The sequence below is a fragment of the Streptomyces sp. NPDC001868 genome, from assembly GCF_040297125.1.
Lineage (GTDB): Bacteria > Actinomycetota > Actinomycetes > Streptomycetales > Streptomycetaceae > Streptomyces.
Window position 1 is genome coordinate 1 of the sequence record NZ_JBEOYO010000043.1, and the last position, 19581, is coordinate 19581.

16 protein-coding genes and 1 pseudogene are annotated in these 19581 nt (G+C 71.6%); 7 read left to right on the forward strand and 10 right to left on the reverse strand.

The genetic code is table 11. The features are described 5' to 3' along the window. Nucleotides 1-161 precede the first annotated feature (161 nt). The 5 genes and pseudogenes from aspA to ABT147_RS34835 all read left to right on the forward strand — a co-directional run. Nucleotides 162-1577: an aspartate ammonia-lyase gene (aspA, locus tag ABT147_RS34815; protein ID WP_351413718.1), complete on the forward strand. Its 1416-nt coding sequence runs from the start codon at nt 162-164 to the stop codon at nt 1575-1577. Beyond that, nucleotides 1577-2494: a glutaminase gene (locus ABT147_RS34820; RefSeq protein ID WP_351413720.1), complete on the forward strand. Its 918-nt coding sequence runs from the start codon at nt 1577-1579 to the stop codon at nt 2492-2494. The genes aspA and ABT147_RS34820 overlap by 1 nt, the downstream gene beginning before the upstream one ends. Before the next feature lie 83 nt (nt 2495-2577). Beyond that, on the forward strand, nt 2578-2964 hold the full coding sequence (locus ABT147_RS34825; protein ID WP_351413723.1) for a hypothetical protein: 387 nt from the start codon (nt 2578-2580) through the stop codon (nt 2962-2964). 144 nt (nt 2965-3108) lie between these two features. Then, complete coding sequence (mptB, locus tag ABT147_RS34830; RefSeq protein WP_351413881.1) at nt 3109-4497, forward strand: polyprenol phosphomannose-dependent alpha 1,6 mannosyltransferase MptB; 1389 nt, start codon at nt 3109-3111, stop codon at nt 4495-4497. Continuing rightward, nucleotides 4494-5399, forward strand: a pseudogene (locus ABT147_RS34835) (glycosyltransferase 87 family protein); the annotation flags it as partial. The gene mptB and the pseudogene ABT147_RS34835, both read left to right, overlap by 4 nt. 227 nt (nt 5400-5626) lie before the next feature. Here ABT147_RS34835 and ABT147_RS34840 read toward each other — a convergent pair. After that, nucleotides 5627-6841, reverse strand: a complete 1215-nt coding sequence (locus tag ABT147_RS34840) for a D-alanyl-D-alanine carboxypeptidase family protein (protein ID WP_351413725.1) — start codon at nt 6839-6841, stop codon at nt 5627-5629. 104 nt (nt 6842-6945) lie between these two features. Next, nucleotides 6946-8088, reverse strand: coding sequence for a transcription termination factor Rho (gene rho / locus ABT147_RS34845; protein ID WP_351413727.1), 1143 nt, complete (start codon nt 8086-8088; stop codon nt 6946-6948). A 388-nt stretch (nt 8089-8476) separates the two neighbouring features. On the opposite strand from rho, the gene ABT147_RS34850 reads away from it, so the two are divergent. Beyond that, nucleotides 8477-10417 (forward strand): alkaline phosphatase family protein, encoded by a 1941-nt coding sequence (locus ABT147_RS34850; protein ID WP_351413729.1) that lies wholly within the window; start codon nt 8477-8479, stop codon nt 10415-10417. A gap of 59 nt (nt 10418-10476) precedes the next feature. On the opposite strand, the gene ABT147_RS34855 is transcribed toward ABT147_RS34850, so the two are convergent. Next, nucleotides 10477-12063 (reverse strand): alpha-amylase family glycosyl hydrolase, encoded by a 1587-nt coding sequence (locus ABT147_RS34855; protein WP_351413732.1) that lies wholly within the window; start codon nt 12061-12063, stop codon nt 10477-10479. A gap of 64 nt (nt 12064-12127) precedes the next feature. Here ABT147_RS34855 and ABT147_RS34860 point away from each other — a divergent pair, with 64 nt between their 5' ends. Continuing rightward, on the forward strand, nt 12128-12952 hold the full coding sequence (locus ABT147_RS34860; protein ID WP_351413734.1) for a class I SAM-dependent methyltransferase: 825 nt from the start codon (nt 12128-12130) through the stop codon (nt 12950-12952). 60 nt (nt 12953-13012) lie between these two features. Here the strand turns inward: ABT147_RS34860 and ABT147_RS34865 are convergent, their stop codons facing one another. The 7 genes from ABT147_RS34865 to ABT147_RS34895 all read right to left on the reverse strand — a co-directional run bounded on the left by ABT147_RS34865 (nt 13013) and on the right by ABT147_RS34895 (nt 19553). Continuing rightward, the gene (locus tag ABT147_RS34865; protein WP_351413737.1) at nt 13013-13819 is read right to left on the reverse strand and encodes an alpha/beta fold hydrolase; all 807 of its coding nucleotides are present in this window, start codon (nt 13817-13819) and stop codon (nt 13013-13015) included. Between the two features lie 171 nt (nt 13820-13990). Next, nucleotides 13991-15151 carry a serine hydrolase domain-containing protein gene (locus ABT147_RS34870; protein WP_351413739.1) on the reverse strand — a complete coding sequence of 387 codons (1161 nt, stop codon included), beginning with the start codon at nt 15149-15151 and terminating at the stop codon, nt 13991-13993. Between the two features lie 113 nt (nt 15152-15264). Continuing rightward, nucleotides 15265-15684, reverse strand: coding sequence for a nuclear transport factor 2 family protein (locus tag ABT147_RS34875; protein WP_351413741.1), 420 nt, complete (start codon nt 15682-15684; stop codon nt 15265-15267). A gap of 14 nt (nt 15685-15698) precedes the next feature. Continuing rightward, nucleotides 15699-16667, reverse strand: coding sequence for an acetylxylan esterase (locus ABT147_RS34880; RefSeq protein WP_351413743.1), 969 nt, complete (start codon nt 16665-16667; stop codon nt 15699-15701). Between the two features lie 124 nt (nt 16668-16791). Further along, nucleotides 16792-18390 (reverse strand): solute symporter family protein, encoded by a 1599-nt coding sequence (locus ABT147_RS34885; RefSeq protein WP_351413746.1) that lies wholly within the window; start codon nt 18388-18390, stop codon nt 16792-16794. After that, nucleotides 18384-18797: a DUF485 domain-containing protein gene (locus ABT147_RS34890; protein ID WP_351413748.1), complete on the reverse strand. Its 414-nt coding sequence runs from the start codon at nt 18795-18797 to the stop codon at nt 18384-18386. The genes ABT147_RS34885 and ABT147_RS34890 overlap by 7 nt, the downstream gene beginning before the upstream one ends. 171 nt (nt 18798-18968) lie before the next feature. Continuing rightward, nucleotides 18969-19553 carry an Rv1733c family protein gene (locus ABT147_RS34895; protein ID WP_351413750.1) on the reverse strand — a complete coding sequence of 195 codons (585 nt, stop codon included), beginning with the start codon at nt 19551-19553 and terminating at the stop codon, nt 18969-18971. Nucleotides 19554-19581: the final 28 nt, after the last annotated feature.

Consider the following 19581-nt stretch of genomic DNA (forward strand, 5'->3'; position numbering starts at 1 on the left):
ACGGCCCCTGCGGGCCGTTGAAAAAGCACGGGGCGCAGCCCCTGCTTTTTCAGGGCCGCGGGGAACTGCGCGACCAGCCCCCACGCACCCGCACCCGACAACCCACCCAACGACCCGCTCACCCACCCACCCGCACGTCACGAAAGAAGGCTCACACCACCATGACCGCCGCCGCAGCCACCCGCCGCGAACACGATCTGCTCGGAGACCGTGACGTCCCCGCCGACGCGTACTGGGGCGTCCACACCCTGCGCGCCACGGAGAACTTCCCCATCACAGGCACCCCGATATCGGCCTACCCCCACCTGATCGACGCCCTGGCCGCCGTCAAGGAGGCCGCCGCCCGCGCCAACGAGGAACTCGGTCTGCTCGCCCCCGAGAAGGCCGCCGCGATCATCGAGGCCTGCCGGGAGATCCGCGACGGCAAGCTGCACGACCAGTTCGTCGTGGACGTCGTCCAGGGCGGCGCCGGCACCTCCACCAACATGAACGCCAACGAGGTCGTCGCCAACCGGGCGCTGGAGCTGCTGGGCCACGCCAAGGGCCAGTACGAGTACCTGCACCCGAACGAGGACGTGAACCTCGGGCAGTCGACGAACGACGTCTACCCGACCGCCGTCAAGATCGCGACGGTCTTCGCGGTGCAGGGACTGCTCAAGGCGATGGCCGTGCTGCAGGACTCCTTCGCCCGCAAGGCGGTGGAGTTCCGCGAGGTGCTCAAGATGGGCCGCACGCAGTTGCAGGACGCGGTGCCCATGACGCTCGGCCAGGAGTTCTCCGCGTTCGCCGTCATGATCGACGAGGACCGCAGCCGCCTCGGTGAGGCCGTCGAGCTGATCCACGAGATCAACCTCGGCGCCACGGCCATCGGCACCGGCCTCAACGCCCCCGCCGGATACGCCGAGTCGGCCCGCCGCCACCTCGCCGAGATCACCGGACTGCCGCTGGTCACGGCCGCCAACCTGGTCGAGGCCACCCAGGACTGCGGCGCGTTCGTGCAGATGTCGGGCGTCCTCAAGCGCGTCGCCGTCAAGCTCTCCAAGAGCTGCAACGACCTGCGGCTGCTCTCCTCCGGGCCGCGCGCGGGCCTGAACGAGATCAACCTGCCGCCGGTGCAGGCCGGTTCGAGCATCATGCCCGGCAAGGTCAACCCGGTGATCCCCGAGGTCGTCAACCAGGTCGCCTTCGAGGTCATCGGCAACGACGTCACCATCACCATGGCGGCCGAGGCCGGACAGCTCCAGCTCAATGCCTTCGAGCCGATCATCCTGCACTCCCTGTCGGAGTCGATCACCCATCTGCGGGCCGCCTGCCTGACGCTGGCCGAGCGGTGCGTCGACGGCATCACCGCCAACACCGAGGCGCTGCGCGCGAGCGTGGAGAACTCCATCGGCCTGGTCACCGCCCTCAACCCGCACATCGGCTACACGGCGGCCACCGACATCGCCAAGGAGGCCCTCGCCACCGGCCGGGGCGTCGCCGAACTCGTGCAGGAGAAGGGCCTGTTGCCCGCCGAACGGCTCCGGGAACTGCTGCGGCCCGAGGTGCTCGCGGGCAGCGGCGCACCGCCGGCCTGATGGCTTCCACCTTCCGGCCCGTCCTGGAGCGCATCGCCGAGGAGATCGAGCGGACCCCGGTCCGGGGCCGGCCCGCCGACTACATCCCGGCGCTCGCGGCCCGCGACCCGCGCAGCTTCGGTATGGCCGTCGCGGAGCTGGACGGCACGGTGTACGGCGTGGGGGACTGGCGGGAGCCGTTCTCCACGCAGTCCATCACCAAGGTCTTCACCCTCGCCCTCGACCTGGCCCGCGAGGGCGAGATCCTGTGGGAGCACGTGGGCCGCGAGCCCTCGGGCAACCCCTTCAACTCGCTGGTGCAGCTGGAGTACGAGAACGGCATCCCGCGCAACCCGTTCATCAACGCGGGCGCCCTCGTCGTCACCGACCGTCTGCACAGCCGTAGCGGCGACGCGGCCGGGGAGCTGCTGTCCTTCCTCCGTTCGGAGAGCGGCAACCCGGACCTGGACTTCGACGCGCAGGTCGCCGCCTCGGAGTCCGCTCACGGCGACCGGAATGCCGCCCTCGCCCATTTCATGGCGTCCTACGGCAACATCGACAACCCGGTACCGGTCCTCCTCGACCAGTACTTCCGGCAGTGCTCCCTCACCGCGTCCTGCGCCGACCTCGCCCGCGCCACCACGTTCCTCGCCCGCCACGGCCTCCGCGCCGACGGCACCCGGCTGCTGACCCGGAGCCAGGCGAAACAGGTCAACGCGGTGATGCTCACCTGCGGTACGTACGACGCGGCGGGCGAGTTCGCCTACCGCGTGGGCCTGCCCGGCAAGAGCGGGGTCGGCGGCGGCATCATCGCGGTCGTGCCCGGCCGGTGCACGCTCTGTGTGTGGAGTCCGGCGCTGGACGAGCAGGGCAACTCGGTGGCGGGAGTGGCGGCACTGGACCGGTTCACGACCCTGACAGGGGTGTCTATTTTCTGACTTGTTCGGTATTTGTGCGGCGATACAGGGACAAGTGCCACCATGGCGAAGGAAGTTCACTCCCAGGATTGTGTGGCACACACATGCACAAGAGGCTCGCTGCCCTCGCCATGACCGTGGTCGCCGTCGCCGCCACCACACTGGCCACGGCCCCCACCGCGTCGGCCGACTCCCACAAGGGATGCGTCTATCCCCGTGTCTGCTTCTACCTCACCCAGTCCGACTGGGACAGCTCCCGCCCCACGGCCGCCTACCAGGACGTGACGGCCGACTACCAGGACCTCGGCCCCCGCAGCCGAGGCGCCGACTACGTACACAACACCCGCAACGACGACCGGGCCTACCTCCGCTATGTCGTCGACGGCTCGCCGACGCTCCACTACACCTGCGTCCCGCCGAACGAGACGCACGGCTTCGGTGAGGGCATCACGCTGACCGGCATTCGGATCGACACGGCGTCCGCATGCTGACCGGCTCCCCGGCGTGACAGCGCGAACCCGCCGCCCCGAGACCGGGGCGGCGGGTTCGCTCATGGTCACGTCCTGGTACCCGTCAGGTGGGCGCCGCGTCGCCTCCGCGCCACCCGGCGTTGACACCCTGACCGAGTGTTGGCCATCGCTTTCCCCGTCGACCTACGCCGCTGCCAGGCGCTCGGCCTGGCCGGATCCGCCTTTCTCGCCCTGGGAGGTGAAACCGCCGGTGCCCTGCCGGTCCAGGAGCTGCTGTCGCCGACCTCGGGGCGCGGTGCGCTGGGGCTGGTCGGTGTCTACTTCGGCGTCGTCCTGCTGATAGCCGCATGGGCGCTGCTGGGAAAGGTGATACGCGGCCCCGAACCCCCGACCCCCCGCGCCCTGTTGCTCGTGCTGGCGGTCTGGGCGGCGCCCCTGCTCCTCGCACCACCGCTGTTCAGCCGGGACGTCTACAGCTACCTCGCGCAGGGCGCCATGGTCGACGCGCACATGGACGTCTACCTCCACGGGCCCGCCCGGCTCGGCGGCCCGCTCGCCGACGAGGTGGCCCCGATGTGGCGGCACACGGCGACACCGTACGGCCCGGTCTTCCTCGCCATGGCCTCCGGGCTCTCCGGTCTGACGGAGGGGCGGATACCGGCCGGACTCATCGGGATGCGGCTGATCGCCCTGCTCGGCGTCGCCCTGATGGCCGTGGCGCTGCCTCGCCTCGCCCGGCACAGCGGAGCCGACCCCGCCGTCGCCCTCTGGCTCGGCGCCCTCAACCCGCTCGTGCTCCTGCACCTGGTGGCCGGCGCCCACAACGACGCGGTGATGCTGGGCCTGCTGGGCGTCGGACTGGTGCTCGCGCGGGGTCGCTGGTACCTCATCGGCGTCGTCCTCGTCACCCTCGCCGCCCTGGTCAAGGCACCCGCCGCGCTCGGTCTGCTGGCGGTGGTCGTGATGCGCGGCCGTACCGGATGGATCCGGACGGGCGCGGCGACCCTGGCCGTCGCGACGGCCACCACGGCGGCCGTCACCGCCCTGGCCGGCACCGGATACGGCTGGATCGCCGCCCTGCGCACCCCCGTGTCCCCACAGAACTGGTCGCCCACGAGCGTCCTCGGCCGCGCCACCGGCACCCTCCTCCACGACCTCGGCAGCGACCTGGCCCCCCTCGCGCTCCCGGCCTGGCGCGCGGCCGGACTCCTGCTGACCCTCGCCGTCGTCCTGTTCATATGGCTCCGGCTGAGACCCGGCCCCGTGTACGCGCTCGGCCTCAGCCTGGCAGTCATCGCCGCGCTCGGCCCCGCGATCCGTCCCTGGTACGCCCTGTGGGGTCTGTTCCTCATCGCCGCCGCCGCGCGGGACACCTTCGTACAGCGCCGGGTCGCCGCCGCCAGCGCGGTGCTCGCGCTCGCCGTCCTGCCGAGCGGCTACCCGGCCGACACCGAACAGATCGTCCTCGCGGTGTGCGGGGGAGTGCTCGCGGTGGTCGTGCTGTGGCAGGCCGAACAGGCCTCCCGGGCACCGGTCCTGGAGCGCACGGCATGAGCGAACCCCGCCAGAGGTGGTTCCCGCCGCGCACCGACCGCGCCCGCGTCCTGCTCGTCCTCGGCCTGGCCGCCGCCGTCACCGTGTTCACCGCGACCGTCCCGCTGCTGCGCGACTGGTTCGACCTGCGCGTCTACCACGGCGCGATCGACTCCTGGGTCCACCACGACGGCCGTCTCTACGACTATCTGGTGCCGGGCACCACCTACGGATTCACCTATCCGCCGTTCGCGGCCGTCGCCATGCTGCCGATGTCGCTGGTCGGACTGCGCACCGCGATCGTGCTGTGCCTCGGACTCAACCTGGCGGCGCTCGCCGCCGTCCTGTACATCCTGGCCGGGCCGCTCCTGCGCCGCTACGGCTGGTTCGGCACCTCCCTCGCCCTGTGCCTGCTCGCCCTGTTCGAACCCCTGCGGGACACCTTCAGCTTCGGCCAGGTGAACCTGCTGCTGCTCGCCCTGGTGCTCGCCGACGCCTGGCTGCTGGCCACCGGCCGGGGCCGCTGGGCGGGCGTGGGCATCGGCCTGGCGGCGGCGGTCAAACTGACGCCCGCCATCTTCATCGGGATGCTGCTGCTCGCCCGGCGGTGGCGGGCCGCCGCGCTCGCGACGGCCGTCGTCGCGTCCGCCACCGCGGCGGCGGCCTGGATCGCCCCGGGCGCCTCGCGCTTCTACTGGACCGAGGCCCTGTGGGACACCAGCCGCATCGGCCGCCTCGACTACGTCTCCAACCAGTCGCTCCAGGGCGTCCTGGCCCGGCTCGTCGCACCCCACGAACCGAGCCGCGCCGTCTGGGCGTTGCTCGTGCTGGCCGTGCTGTGCGTCTGGGCGTGGCGGGTCCGTACGGCGACGCGCACCGAGGACTGGACGGCCGCGTTCGCGTTCACCGGGCTGACCGCGTGTCTGGTCAGCCCGATCACCTGGGTGCACCATCTGGTCTGGCTGCTGCCCGCGTTCGCCGTCCTGCTCAGACACAGGCGGCTGCTGCCGCTCGCGGCGACGTTGTACGTGCTGCTGTGCAGCAGTGTCGTCTGGCTGTGGTTCGACGGCGCGCCCGGCATCGGCGGTTTCGTCGGCAGCAACACCTACGTGTGGATCACGCTGGGTCTGCTGCTGTGGCTGCCGGTCGGTCAGCCACGGGTGGGCCGGCCGTTCCTGAGCCGCAGTGCCAGTGCCACGGCCCCCGCACCGACCCCGGCCGCGCCCGTGATCGCGCCCGCCACGGGCCAGTCGGGGGCGGTGACCTCGTCCGTCTCCTCCCGGACGGGCGGCGACCCGGGGCCGGCCTGAGGCCCCGCCGCCGGGCGCGGCGGCAGCAGCGAGCCCACGGCCTCGACGCGCCCGGCGGCACGGAAACCCCAGTCGAGCAGGGAGCGCGCCTCCTCGTACACCGCGTAGCCGCCGCCGGACTCCGGGCGCATCACCGTCACGACGAGGGTGCGCCCGTCGCGCTTCGCGGCGGCGATCAGGGTGTTGCCCGCGTTGCTGGTGTAGCCGTTCTTGACGCCGATCAGCCCCGGATAGCGTTCGACACCGGCGCCGGTGAGCAGCCGGTTGGTGTTCTGGATGCCGTACGACCAGTCGCCCGCCGGGAACTTCGCGGTGGCCGTGGCGCAGTACCCCGCGAACTCCGCGTTGCGCAGCCCGGCGCGCCCGAACACCGCCAGGTCGTACGCGGACGACACCTGGCCGGGCGCGTCGTAGCCGTCGGGCGAGACGACACGGGTGTCCCGGGCGCCGAGGGCGCGGGCCTTGGCCTGCATCTGCTCGGTGGTGGCCTTCCAGCCGCCGTTGAGGGAGGCCAGGACGCGTACGGCGTCGTTGCCCGAGCTGAGGAAGACCCCGCGCCACAGGTCGGCGACGCTGTAGGCGCGGTCCTCCTTGATGCCGACCAGGCTGCTTCCGGCGCCGATGCCCGCCAGTTCCTCGCGCCGCACGGTGTGCCTCAGGCCCGCCGGGAGCCCCGGCAGCACGGTCAGCGCGAACAGGGTCTTGAGGGTGCTGGCCGGCGGCAGCTTGCGGTGCGCGTCGTGCGCGGCGAGCACCTCACCGCTGTCGGCGTCGGCCACCAGCCACGACACCGCCGAGAGGTCCTGCGGCACGTCGGGCGCCCCGGCCCGCGGTCGCACCTGCGTCGCCGGCCGGTACAGCGACGGCGGCTCGTGCGGGGCCTTGGCGTCCTGCGGGCCCTCCTCCACCCGGACACCGCCGCTTTCCGGGCGCGTCGCGACGGCCAGGCCCCCGAGCGCACAGACGACGGTGCAGCAGACGGCGACACGAGCGACACGAGCGACACGGGGGACGCGAAGGCCACGAAGGACACGGGATGAGGATCCGATGGTCATATCGCAAACGTAGGAACGGTCGCGCCGTGGACCGGGATGCCAGGGCCGAGAGGGCGGATCGAGCACCCGGATGCCTCACCGGATGCCGCACCGCGTGCCTCCTGTCATGCCGCCGGCAGGGTGGGCTGCACCTGCCGCAGGAAGGTCGCGTTGTCCGGTGTGGCGCGCAGCCGCTCCAGGATCGTTTCGAGGTTCGCCTGCCCCTCGCGCGACCGCAGGGCCCGCCGCAGCCCTCGTACGGCCGCCAACTCGCCCGGCGTCAGCAGGAGTTCCTCGCGGCGGGTGCCGGACGGGGTGATGTCGACGGCGGGGAAGACACGCCGGTCGGCGAGGGTGCGGTCGAGGCGCAGCTCCAGGTTGCCGGTGCCCTTGAGCTCCTCGAAGAAGAAGTCGTCGGCACGGGACCCGGTCTCCACCAGGGCGGTGGCCAAAATCGTGAGGGAACCGGCCTCCTCGGTCAGCCGGGCGGCGCCGAAGAGCCGCTTGGGGCCCTGGAGCGCGGCGGCGTCGACCCCGCCGCTGAGGGTGCGGCCACCGGCGGCGGCCGCGTTGTTGTGGGCCCGGCACAGCCGGGTCAGGGAGTCCAGCAGGATCACCACGTCCTCGCCCTGTTCGACGAGGCGCTTGGCGCGCTCCACGACGAGTTCGGCGAGCGCGATGTGCTGCTTGGGGGACCGGTCGAACGTGGAGGCGTACACCTCGCCGCGCACGGAGCGCCGCATGTCGGTGACCTCCTCGGGCCGTTCGTCGAGCAGCACCACCATCAGTCGGGCTTCGGGGTGGTTGGCGGCGATCGCGGCGGCCACCTGCTGGAGCAGCACCGTCTTGCCGGTCTTGGGCGGGGCCACGATCAGCCCGCGCTGCCCCTTGCCGACGGGTGCCACGAGGTCGAACAGACGGCCCGTCAGACCGCTCGCCTGGTGTTCGAGCCGCAGCCGCTCGCGCGGGTGCAGCGGGGTGAGGTCGTGGAAGTGCGGTCGGCCGCGCAGCTCTTGGGGCGTCCGGCCGTTGATCCGCTCGACCTCGGTGAGGCCGCGCCGGCCGTCGCGTAGGCCCTCGACGGTGTCGCCCTTGCGCAGGCCGTACCGGCGGATCAGCGCGGCGGGGACCTGTGGGTCGGAAGGGGTGGGCAGACCGCGCTCGGGGCGCAGATGACCCTGCCCGCCCTGTGTGGTCTCCAGGACGCCGGCGACCCGGGACGGAGGCTGCTGATCGGTGGAAGTGCGTTCGAGTGTGGTGGTGGTCATGGATGGGGGTCCTTTCGAGGACGTGAGGAGCAAGGGGGAAGCAAAGGGAGGGGGAGGAACACACCCGGGGTACGGCTGAGCCGTTCACGGCCGCGGGTGAGAGGCGGCCCGTGCGTCGCGGGTGGTGCGGGGAAGCTGACGGCCGTCGGGAGTCGACGAGCGGTTCAGCGAGAGAGATCTCAGGACGCAGGATCTGGATCCGAGAGAGAGCGGCACGGGCGCCCGAGAGCGGGCGATACACACGTGCCAAGGAGAGTATACCACCACCGGTGGCCGGCCGTTGGGGAGTTCCTTACCGATGGCTTACCCCTGGTCTTTGAACTGATGTCGCCGGTCCCCCGTACAGATGGGGGCACGACCAGCGGTCTTCGTACGGAAGGAACGTCGCGTGTCGCTCTTCACGCGCTCCAGCCCATCACCCGACACGGATGACACCGACAAGACGGACGGGACGGCCGAGAAGGACGCGACGGACGCGACGAGAAAGCCGTCGGCGCAGGACCCGGCGGCATCGGACCCGTCGGCGTCGGAAGGTCCGGCCGAGGAGGAACCGGAGAAGGCCGGCGAGGACGACGAACCCGGGAAGAGCGGTGACGACGAACCGGCGAAGACCGGCGGCGCCGTCGGCGTCGGGCGGCTCGCCCGGTGGCGGAAGTACCCGGCGGCGTTCCGGGCGAGGTACCCCGTCGCCGCGCGGAGCGTGTCGTGGGGTGTCACCGCGCTGGCCGCCGCCCTGGTGTTCTTCGCGCTGCTGATGCCGGGCCAGCCCGAGTACTTCGTGCCGCGGCAGTTCCTGCGGATACCGGTGGAGCCGATCCTCGCCGCCGCCCTGCTGATGGTGCTGCCCCGTCGGCCGAGGCTGGTCGCCGCGGTCGTCATCGGGGTGGGCCTGGCCGCGCTGGTGGTCGTGAAGGCGCTGGACCTCGGCTTCAACCAATTCCTCGGCCGCGGCTTCAACGTGGTCCTCGACTGGGGCCTGCTGGACGACGCCGAGTCGTACGTCAAGGACACGCTCGGAGCCACGGGCGCCCGGGTCGCCGTGATCGGCCTCGTGGTCCTCGTGCTGCTGCTGTTCGTCGTCATGGCCCTGGCGGTCGTACGGCTCGTCAACCTCCTGGCCCGCGACCGGGACCGGGCGACCAAGGGCACGATCATCGCCGGCACCGTGTGGATCACCTGCGCGGCGCTCGGCCTGACGCCCCTGGGGAACACCGCGGTCGCCTCCAGGAACACCATCGGTTTCGTGCAGGACCGCTGGGGCCGCATCCAGGAGACCCTCCGGGACGAGGCCGCGTTCGCCAAGGAGGCCAAGAAGGACAAGTTCGCCCAGGTGCCCGCCGACCAACTGCTGACGGGGCTGCGCGGCAAGGACGTGATGTTCACCTTCATCGAGAGCTACGGCCGCGCCGCCCTGGAGGACCCGGCCATCGCACCCGGCGTGAACGCGGCCCTCGACGAGGAGGGCGAGGCGCTGACCAAGGCCGGGTTCGCGGCGAAGAGCGGCTGGCTGACCTCCGCGACGTACGGCGGCAGCAGTTGGCTCGGCCACTCCACGTTCCTGACCGGCCTGTGGATCGACAACCAGAGCCGCTACCGCACGGTCACCGCCGGCGAACGCCTCACCCTGCCCGGGGCCTTCGACAAGACCGGCGCCTGGCGGACGGTCGGCGTCGTGCCCGGCGTGCAGTACAACTGGCCGGAAGGCGACTTCTACGGCTTCGACAAGGTCTACGACTCCCGCGATGTCGGCTACCAGGGGCCGAAGTTCAGCTGGTCGACCATGCCCGACCAGTACGCCCTCACCGCGTTCGAGCGCCTGGAGGCCGCCAAGAAGGGTGACAAGCCGCTGATGTCGGAGATCATCCTGACCTCCAGCCACCAGCCCTGGGCGCCGCTGCCGGAGATGATCGACTGGGACGAGGTCGGCGACGGCTCGGTCTACAAGGGCATCGAGAAGGCGGGCAAGGACCCGGCGGACGTGTTCACCGACCCCGTCAAGGTCAAGGAGGAGTACGGCAAGTCCGTCCAGTACTCGCTGCACAGCCTCCTGCAGTACGTGGAGAAGTACGGCGACGAGAACACCGTGCTGGTCTTCCTCGGCGACCACCAGCCGATGGCGAGCGTCAGCGGCAACGGCGCCAGCCACGACGTACCCGTCACCGTCGTGGCCCGCGACCCGAAGGTCCTCGACCGGATCGACGACTGGGGCTGGTCCGACGGGCTGCGGCCCGGCGACGACGCTCCGGTCTGGCGCATGGACTCCTTCCGCGACCGTTTCCTCACCGCGTACGGCGAGGAGCCGAACGTGGCGGGCAAGCCCGCGCCGTAGCGGTCCGCACCGCGTGAGCGGATGCCCGGAGCCGTGCTCCGGGCATCCGGCCCCGACGGCTAACCGCAGAGCTCGAAGATCCCGTAACCGAAGCCCTGAGCGGTGATCGTGCCGTCCGTGAACTCCACGCCCCGCCCCTCCAGCGTGCCGTGGACGGACGGCGCGTACGCGTGACCGGCCTCGTGCCGCTGGGGGTTGACGACCACCAGGTAGCGCCCGCCCCGTACGTACACGAACGGATACCCCGCGTGCAGCACCTCCACCGAGCCGGTGGAGCCCAGCTCGGGGGTGCGCCTGCGCAGGGCGATCAGCCGGTGGACGAGGTGGAGGAGCGAGGTGTCGTCGGCGCGCTGGGCGGCGACGGTCGGCCGGTCGGGGGAGGGGTCGACGGGGAGGTAGAGGCGGTCGGCGGGGGCGGTGGAGAAGCCCGCGTTGGCGGAGTCGTCCCACTGCATGGGGGTGCGGGAGCCCGCGCGGTTGTAGCGGGGGCCGAGGACGCTGCCCTCCTTGTCGGGCAGGCCCGGCACGTAGCGCATACCGATCTCGTCGCCGTAGTAGATCGCCGGGAGCGTCGGCCAGGTCAGCTGGAAGACGAAGGCGGCGGGCAGCTGATCGGCCGCGCGGGGGCCGCAGTTGAGGCGGGAGAAGTCGTGGTTGGCGGTGGGCAGGGAGATGGCGCCCGAGCCGTCGACGGCCGTGGACGCCCGCTGCCAGGCCTCGACGAAGGGGCGCGGAGAGCCCCCGCCGCTCGCGTCGAAGAAGCAGTCGAGGGGGTCCCAGTTCTCGTGGACCGTGCCCTGGCCGTTGTTCCACAGCGAGCGCAGGGCGAGGCCGTCGGTGGGGCCGCCGAAGTGGAGGAAGAAGTCGGCGTGGAAACCGGCCGGGATCGACACCTCCGGCTCGCCCCACTCGGCGAGCAGCACGGCGTCCGGATGGGCGCCGTCCAGCCAGTGCCGCAGTTCCGTCCAGATGCGGGAGGTCTCGGCCTTGCCCGGGTCGTCCTTGACGAGCGAGGCGGCCATGTCGACGCGGAAGCCGGCGAGGCCGAGGCCCAGCCAGTGGTCCATGACCGTACGCAGGGCGTGTCGGTTGGCGCGCGGGCCGTCGGCGTCGACCGGCAGCCGCCATGGCTCGGCCGGATTCTCGCGCGCGTAGCCGAAGTTGAGGGCGGGCTGGGAGTCGAAGAAGTTCGGGAGGTACGCGCCCGGGCGGGTGCCGGGGGAGGCGACGAAGCCTTCGGGCCGGCCCTGGGCCGTCCAGATGTAGCGGTGGTCGTCCGGGTCGTTCGCGGAGGCCCGGAACCACGGGTGGTCGATGGACGTGTGCCCGGCCACGAGGTCCAGCAGGACCCGGATGCCCCGCCGGCCCGCCTCGTCGACGAGCTTGGCCAGGTCGTCGTTCGACCCGTAGCGCGGGGCCGCGTTCAGATAGTCGGCGACGTCGTACCCGGCGTCGCGGAACGGCGAGACGAAGCAGGGGTTCAGCCAGACGGTGTCGACGCCCAGCCAGGACAGATGGTCGAGGTGCTCGGTGATTCCGGCGAAGTCGCCGATGCCGTCTCCGCCGGAGTCGGCGAAGGACTGCGGATAGATCTGGTAGAAGACGGCGTCGGCCAGCCAGGTCGGGGCAGGACGGAACGAAGTCATGTCCTGGACCATAGGCGAGGGCACACGCCGTCCGCTGCCCCGACCCAGGGCCTAAGCTGACGTGATGTTCTCCCCGCAAGGCCCCAGCCTCCGCGAACTCGCCGTTCAGGCGCTCTCGTCCGTCGAACACGGCTACGACCTGCTCGCGCCCAAGTTCGACCAGACCCCGTTCCGTACGCCGGACTCCGTCCTGGAGGCGGTCGAGGCGGCCCTGTCGACGATGGGCCCGTTCGAGCACGGCCTCGACCTCTGCTGCGGCACCGGGGCGGGCATGGAGGTCCTGCGCGAACTGTGCCGGGACAGCGTCACCGGCGTCGACATCAGTGCGGGGATGCTGACGGTGGGCAGGGAGCAGGTGGGCTCCGGCACCACCCGCTCCACCCACACCACCCGCTCCACGGGCTCGGGCGGTGTTTCCGGCGACGCCGACACGGGCGGCCCGGGTCCGGCCGTCTCCGCCCCCGCCGACCCCCGGGTCTCCTGGGTACGCGGTGACGCCCTCGCTCTTCCCTTCGCCCCCGTCTTCGACCTGGCCGTCAGCTTCGGGGCGTTCGGGCATTTCCTGCCGGAGGAGTTGCCGGGGCTGTTCGACGAGGTGCACTCCGTACTGCGGCCGGGCGGACGGTTCGCGTTCCCGCTGCCGGCGCCCGCCCCGCCGAACTCCCCCTGGTACTGGGCGGCCCTGGGCTTCGACGCGGCGATGCGGGTGCGCAACGCGCTCTGGCGGCCGCCGTTCGTCATGTACTACCGGCCGTTCCGGCTCGGCCTCGTACGGCGGGAGCTGGAACGCGCCGGGTTCGACGTGGAGTTGTTCGCGCTGCCCGAGTTCGGTCGGCGGTCGGACGGCAGCCCCCGCTGCCGGATGGTGGTGGCCACCCGCAAGGGATGACCCGTCCGGCCGGACGGCCGCCGGGCCCGGAAGGAGCCGGCCCGGACCCGACGGCACCGGTCAACGGGTCTTGTCCGCCGCCGACTTGATCAGCGAGGCCACCTTGTCCGGGTGGGACATCATCACCACGTGCGAGGAGTTGACCTCGACGGTGTGCGAGCCCGCCCGCTCCGCCTGGAACCGCTCCAGCGCGGGGGAGATCGTCTTGTCCTTCTTGGCGACCATGAACCACGACGGGATCGTCCGCCACGCCGCCACCTGGGCCGTGGAGTCGAACGCCGCGAGACTGACCGGGCGTTGGGACACCGCCAGCACCGAGGTCGTGGACCGCGGCAGGTCGCCCGCGAACACGTCGTGGAACTTGTCGGGCTTGATCGCCACGTCATGGTGGCCGGCCCCGTCCGGCAGCCCCTCCAGCGCCGGGAGGAGCTCGGACCCCGGGAAGCGGTCCGCCAGTTCGCTCAGCAGCTCGCCCTTGTCGGGCATGAAGGCCGCCACGTACACCAGCGCCTTCACATCGGGCACGGACGCGGCGGCCTCGGTGATGACGGCGCCGCCGTACGAGTGCCCGACGACGATCTTCGGGCCGTCGATCGTGCCGAGGAGCGCGGAGATGTACCGGGCGTCCGACTGCAGGCCCCGCAGCGGGTTGGCCGGGGCGACGACCGGATAGCCCGCCTTCTTCAGCCGTGCGACGACCCCGGACCAGCCGGACGCGTCCGCGAACGCGCCGTGCACGAGGACGACGGTGGGCTTCGGTGTCGTCCGCTCGGCCGAGGGGGCGGCGGCCGACGGGATGACCGTGGCCGTGAGCACGCCGACCGTGACGGCTGCTCCGAGGACCAGAGGACGGTGATGTCTGCGCATGCGTGTGTCAGCTCCTGACGAAGTCGAGAAATCGGCATCGAAGGACCGCTGTTCCCTTCGGTCGGAAACCGAAGGACCGCTGTTCGCTGTGAAGGCGATACTGGCACCGGATGCGGCGCGGGAGTCGACTGAGAGTGCACTGTCGCCGACTCTCCGTGCCAGAAGGGTGGGTCAGAGCGCGCTGTACACGGCCTCGACGAGAGCCGTCTTGCGCGGGTCGTCGGCGATGTGCGGGCCCATCCGGTTCATGACATAGCCGAGGGAGACGCCCGCCTCCGGGTCGGCGAGCCCGCAGGAGCCGCCGTAGCCGTCGTGGCCGAAGGCCCTCGGGTCGGGCCCGTACGAGCCGTGCGGGCCGCTCAACCACAGCCCGAGCCCGATCTCCGTGTCCCGGCCGAACCCGGCGCCGAGCACCAGGTCACGGCAGGCGCCCTGCCCCTCGCGGACCCGCTCGGCCGCCTCCGGCGACAGCACCTCGCGCCCGCCCCAGGAGCCGCGCAGCGCGAGGATCCCGTACAGCGCGGCGACCGCCCGCGCGGTGCCGTGGCCGTTGGCGGCCGGGACCTCGGCGGCCCGCCACGCGGGGGTGTTGGCCTCGGCGGCGCCGACCAGCGGGTTGGCGAGCGCGGCGAGCGCGGTGGGCGTCAACTGGGCGAAGATCGCGGCCTGTTCACTGGTGGTCGCGGCCGGCGGATGCACCAGCTCGGCCACCCGCGAGGCCTCCGCCTCCGGCAGCCCGATCGTGAAGTCGATGCCGAGCGGTCCGGTGACCTCGCGAGCCAGGAACGCGCCCGGCAGCAGCCCCGACACCCGCCTGACCACCTCGCCGACGAGGAACCCGAACGTCATCGCGTGGTATCCGGACTGTGTGCCCGGCTCCCACCACGGCTCCTGGGCCGCCAGCCGCTTGACGGTCAGCTCCCAGTCGAGGAGCTGTTCGAACGACAGCGGTTCACGCGGTCCGGCGAGCCCCGCCCGGTGCGACAGCAGATGCCGGACGAGCACGCCCTCCTTGCCGGCCGCCGCGAACTCCGGCCAGTACGCGGCCACCGGGGCGTCCAGGTCGAGCAGGCCCCGGTCGGCGAGAATGTGCGCGCACAGCGCGGTCGGGCCCTTGGTCGTGGACCACACGTTGACCACGGTGTCCCGCTCCCAGGGGCGGGTGCGCGCCGCGTCGGCCCAGCCGCCCCACAGGTCCACCACGGTCTCCCCGCCCAGCGTCACGGTGACCGCCGCCCCCAGCTCGTCACGCTCGCCGAAGTTCTCCTCGAACGCGCGCCGCACGGCCTCGAACCGCGCCTCGCAGTGACCCCGCACCTGAGTCTGGGACATGAACCCTCCGTGGTCCGCCGCCGTTCGCCGGGGCGAGGGCCGCCCGGCCTCCCCGAACGTACCGACTGGTCGGACAGGAGGGAAGCCGTGCGGCGGAATCCCGCCCACCGCCCCTACGGGCTCGGTGCCCCGAGCAGGAACATCGGCGGGGCGGGCTCCGTGCGGGCCGGGACGAGGTGCCAGTAGTCCCGGGTCTCCACGGCCAGTCCGGCCGCGTCGAACCGTACGAAGACACAGCCGGCGAGGGTCTGCGGCTCCTCGTCGGCCTCGGACAGCACCCGGAACTCGGCGACGGCGACACCGTCCTGGCCGATCACCGGCTCCGAGAAGCGCACATCGTCCACCCGCTCGTCGGTGAACGACCAGCGCAGATACGCGGCCAGCTCGTCCCGGCCCCGGTGCGGCTCCCGGAAGGGCATCGAGCGGTGCACACAGTCCCGCGCGTACAGCTCCAGGAGCGCGTCGACGTCATGGGCGGCCCACGCCTCCCGCCACACCGCCACGAACCGCCGCGCGGCCTCGGCCGTGTCCATGCTGTCCCGCCCCCTCAGAGCCGCGCGGCGAGCCAGCGCAGCTTGACCGCCTCCTGGAAGGGGCCGCCGCCCTCGTGGTCGTTGAAGTCGTAGACCTCGATGTCCTTGTCGGCCCCGGCCCAGGCGTTGAAGGCCGCGAAGACCGTGGACGGCGGGCAGGTCTGGTCCTCCAGCGCCGCCGAGAACAGGGCGGCGGCCCGGCCACGCGGGGCGAAGTGCACGGCGTCGAAGTAGGCGAGGGTGCGCCCGACCTGTTCGGTGCGGCCGCGGTGGGTCTTGAGGTACTTGCCGATCTCGCGGTACGGATCGCGGTCGGTGAGGGTCGTGGAGCGCGGGAAGTCGCACAGGAACGGCACGTCCGGCGCGACCGCGACCAGGTCGGGGACGAGTCCGCCGACGGCGATGGAGATACCGCCGCCCTGGCTGGAGCCGACGACGGCCGTGCGGGCGGCGTCGGTCCGCGGATGTGCGCGGGCGGCCTCCACCGCGCGTACGGCGTCGGTGTAGACCCGGCGGTAGTAGTAGTTCTCGGGGGCGTCGATGCCCCGGGTCATGAAGCCGGGGAAGGCGGGGGCGCCGGCCACCGGGTCGGGGGTGTCGCCGCCTCCGCCCCAGGCGCTGCCCTGGCCCCGGGTGTCCATGACGAAGTGCGCGTAGCCCGCCGACGCCCACAGGAGGTGGGTGTGGGCCAGGCCCCGGCCGCCGCCGTAGCCGATGAACTCCACGACGGTGGGCAGCGGTTCGGCCGCACCGGCCGGGAGGACCAGCCAGCCCTTGACCGGGTGGCCGCCGAACCCGGCGTAGGTGACGTCATACACCTCGACCGTCGTCAGAGGGGTCTCGACCGGCTCGAAACGGGCGTCGAGGTCGTGCGCGCGGGTCTCCTGGAGCGTCGTCGCCCAGAAGGCGTCGAAGTCCTCGGGCTCCGTCGAAGCGCTTCGATAACCACGGAGCTCGTCCAACGGCAGGTCGAACAGGGCCATGAAGGACCACCTTGTGAGTGCGGGGGTGCGGATGATCACACCGTACGTGGGGCGTCGCGGGCCCGCCAAGGGTCTTTTCCGGGCCCGCGACGCCCCACGGCTCACCTTCGGCCGGTCCCGGGGCTCACCTCTGGTCGACCCCGACCAGGGCCCGGACCTCGAAGTCCTCGTACACGGTCTCCTCCTGCCGGGGGCCGAGACGGGAGCCGAGCCAGCCCAGCAGGAAGCCCGCCGGGATCGAGACGATGCCCGGGTTCTGCAGCGGGAACCAGGCGAAGTCGGCGTTCGGATAGACCGAGTCGGGGGTGGAGGAGACGACCGGGGAGAACAGCACCAGCAGGACGGACGTGGCCAGGCCGCCGTACAGGCTGAGCAGGGCGCCGCGGGCGGCGAACCCGCGCCAGAACAGGCTGTAGACGATGGTCGGCAGGATGGCGGACGCGGCGATCGCGAAGGCCAGGAACGCCAGGGTGGCGGTGTTGGTGCCCCAGGCGAGAAGGGCGAACATCATGCTGAGGACGCCCAGGATCACCGCGGCGATCCGGGCGACGCCCAGCTCCTGTGTCTCCTTGGCCCGGCCCTTGCGGAGCACCTCGCCGAAGAGGTCGTGGGCCACGGACGAGGCCGCGGCCAGCATGAGACCGGCGGCGACGGCGAGCAGGGTGACGAAGGCCAGGGCCGAGACGATCGCCGTCAGGACCTCGCCGCCGAGTTCATGGGCGAGCAGCAGGACGGCCGCGTCGCCCTTGTGGTCGATGTCCGAGATGGTGTCCCGACCCACCAGGGCGGTGGCCCCGAGGCCCAGCACGCCCGCCATCAGACACACGAACCCGACCAGACCCACGGCCCACACCACCGAGGCGCGCAGCACCCGGGTCCTGCGCGGTGCGAACATCCGCATCATCACATGGGGGAGCGCGGCCAGTCCGAGCACGATGGCCAGTTGCAGACTGAAGAAGTCGATCTTGCTGATGGGGCCCGCCCCGTACCGCAGACCCGGCTGGAGGTACTCGCTGCCCAGCCCACTGCCGGCGGTCGCGGAGGCCAGGAGTCCGTCGATGTTCCAGTCGAAGCGGTTCAACACCAGGACGGCGACCACCGTGACCCCGGCGACGAGCATCACGGCCTTGACCACCTGGATGAAGGTGGCGCCCGGCATACCGCCGATCGCCGCGTAGATCGTGACGATCGAGCCGATGATGATCACGACCATCGTCCGTGTGGTGGGCCCGGGTTCGCCCACGAACTGGGTCATGAGCGCGATGCTGCCGACCAGTTGGGCCACCAGATAGAGGGTGCACACGGAGAGCGTGCAGATGGCGAGGGCCAGCCGGACGGGCCGGTGGTGCAGCGGGAACCGCCGGGCCAGGGCGTCGCCGAGGGTGAACTTGCCCGCGTTGCGCAGGGGTTCGGCGATGAGCAGCAGCACCATCATCCAGGCGACGACGGTGCCGCCGAGGTAGAGCAGTCCGTCGTACCCGGTCAGGGCGACGAGGCCGGTGCTGCCGAGCAGGGTCGCGGCCGAGAGGTAGTCGCCGCACATGGCGAGGCCGTTGCGCAGCGGCGACATGTCACGGTTGCCGAGGTAGAACTCGCCGATCTCGTCCCGCTGCGGTGCCGTCAGCAACGCGGTGAACAGGGTGATCACGACGACGGACAGGAACAGCACGAACGTCAGCCGCAGACTGAACGCGTCGGCCACACTCGCGGAGAAGGTCACCATGCGCGGGACCGCCGTCCGGCCCGCACCCGGCGCTGCTCGGTCTCGTCCTCCAGCTGGGAACGGAGCCGGCGGACGACCGGGTCGATGTGCGCGCGCATGTGCCGTACGTACAGGAACGCGGTCACACCCATGACGGCGAACTGCGCCAGACCGAGGGCCAGTCCCAGCGTCAGATGTCCGATCAATCGTTGATTCATTACTCCTGGTACGAAACTCGACAGAAGGACGTACGACAGGAATCCACCGACGGACAACGTGGTCGCCCATATGCCGAATCTGCGATAGGCGGCGCTTATCGACCGGAATTCAGGGTGTGCGTGCACGGGTTGTCGTCCGGCCCGGGACGGCGGGGCCGATGCGGGGGGATACGGGGCGGAACTGTCGTACCGCGCCGTGTGGTTGGACACAATGCACCCTCTTCGCTGCCTTATGCCTGTGGGGGAGAATGCGGAGTATGGCAGCAACGCAATTGAAGTATCAACTGCGTCGGCGGGATGAATATTGTGGACGTTCTGCGATTGGCCGACGTGCGGTGCACAGCTTTTAGCTGAGCATTGTTCTTGTTCTGTCTTCCGTCGTCACGCCCAGCGGTGTCCCCAGTCGGGACCCGTCCGCGCCCACTCCCGTTCCCATTCGGCCAGCCGATGCCGGGTGGCTGTTCGGCGGACGACGACATGTCCGAGCAGCACGATGCCGACCACCCCGCCGGCGGCGCAGGTCCCCATGGACAGCGCGTGCTGCCAGACGGCCGTGTCGGTCGGCGGCGGCCGGACACTGCGGCCCGCCTCGTCCAGCCAGACGTCGGCGCGGTCGCCGCGCTCCGTGCCCGCCGGCACCCGGGCCTCACCGGTACGGGAGCCGCCGTCGGGCTCGGTCCAGCGGGCCGGCACCCAGTACGTGGGCTGCCTGTCGCCGTGCGCCGAGGGCACGGAGTCCGGGGCCTTCTCGACGATCACGGCACTGACCCGGTCGAGCGCGGCCCGCTCGGCCGCGGCGCTCGCCCGCGCACCCTCGTGGGCCCACAGTCCCACCGCGAGCCCGGCCGCCGGGGCGCCGAGGACGAGCAGCAGCACGACGCACAGCACCGTCCACGCCTCGACGACGTCCGAGCGCCGGCGCAGTGGATTGGGGCGCCAACGCCACCCGAACACCTGGCCTCGCATCTCGCCCTCCCTCACCGGCACGGCCCTC

What these genes read in the sequence shown, in the direction of transcription:
- ABT147_RS34895 (WP_351413750.1), bottom strand. Translation starts at nt 19,553, where the DNA reads ATGCGAGGCCAGGTGTTCGGGTGGCGTTGGCGCCCCAATCCACTGCGC.
- ABT147_RS34880 (WP_351413743.1), bottom strand. Translation starts at nt 16,667, where the DNA reads ATGGCCCTGTTCGACCTGCCGTTGGACGAGCTCCGTGGTTATCGAAGC.
- ABT147_RS34865 (WP_351413737.1), bottom strand. Translation starts at nt 13,819, where the DNA reads ATGCGCAGACATCACCGTCCTCTGGTCCTCGGAGCAGCCGTCACGGTC.
- ABT147_RS34885 (WP_351413746.1), bottom strand. Translation starts at nt 18,390, where the DNA reads ATGGTGACCTTCTCCGCGAGTGTGGCCGACGCGTTCAGTCTGCGGCTG.
- ABT147_RS34870 (WP_351413739.1), bottom strand. Translation starts at nt 15,151, where the DNA reads ATGTCCCAGACTCAGGTGCGGGGTCACTGCGAGGCGCGGTTCGAGGCC.
- rho (WP_351413727.1), bottom strand. Translation starts at nt 8,088, where the DNA reads ATGACCACCACCACACTCGAACGCACTTCCACCGATCAGCAGCCTCCG.
- ABT147_RS34855 (WP_351413732.1), bottom strand. Translation starts at nt 12,063, where the DNA reads ATGACTTCGTTCCGTCCTGCCCCGACCTGGCTGGCCGACGCCGTCTTC.
- ABT147_RS34840 (WP_351413725.1), bottom strand. Translation starts at nt 6,841, where the DNA reads ATGACCATCGGATCCTCATCCCGTGTCCTTCGTGGCCTTCGCGTCCCC.
- ABT147_RS34860 (WP_351413734.1), top strand. Translation starts at nt 12,128, where the DNA reads ATGTTCTCCCCGCAAGGCCCCAGCCTCCGCGAACTCGCCGTTCAGGCG.
- aspA (WP_351413718.1), top strand. Translation starts at nt 162, where the DNA reads ATGACCGCCGCCGCAGCCACCCGCCGCGAACACGATCTGCTCGGAGAC.
- ABT147_RS34875 (WP_351413741.1), bottom strand. Translation starts at nt 15,684, where the DNA reads ATGGACACGGCCGAGGCCGCGCGGCGGTTCGTGGCGGTGTGGCGGGAG.
- ABT147_RS34820 (WP_351413720.1), top strand. Translation starts at nt 1,577, where the DNA reads ATGGCTTCCACCTTCCGGCCCGTCCTGGAGCGCATCGCCGAGGAGATC.
- ABT147_RS34825 (WP_351413723.1), top strand. Translation starts at nt 2,578, where the DNA reads ATGCACAAGAGGCTCGCTGCCCTCGCCATGACCGTGGTCGCCGTCGCC.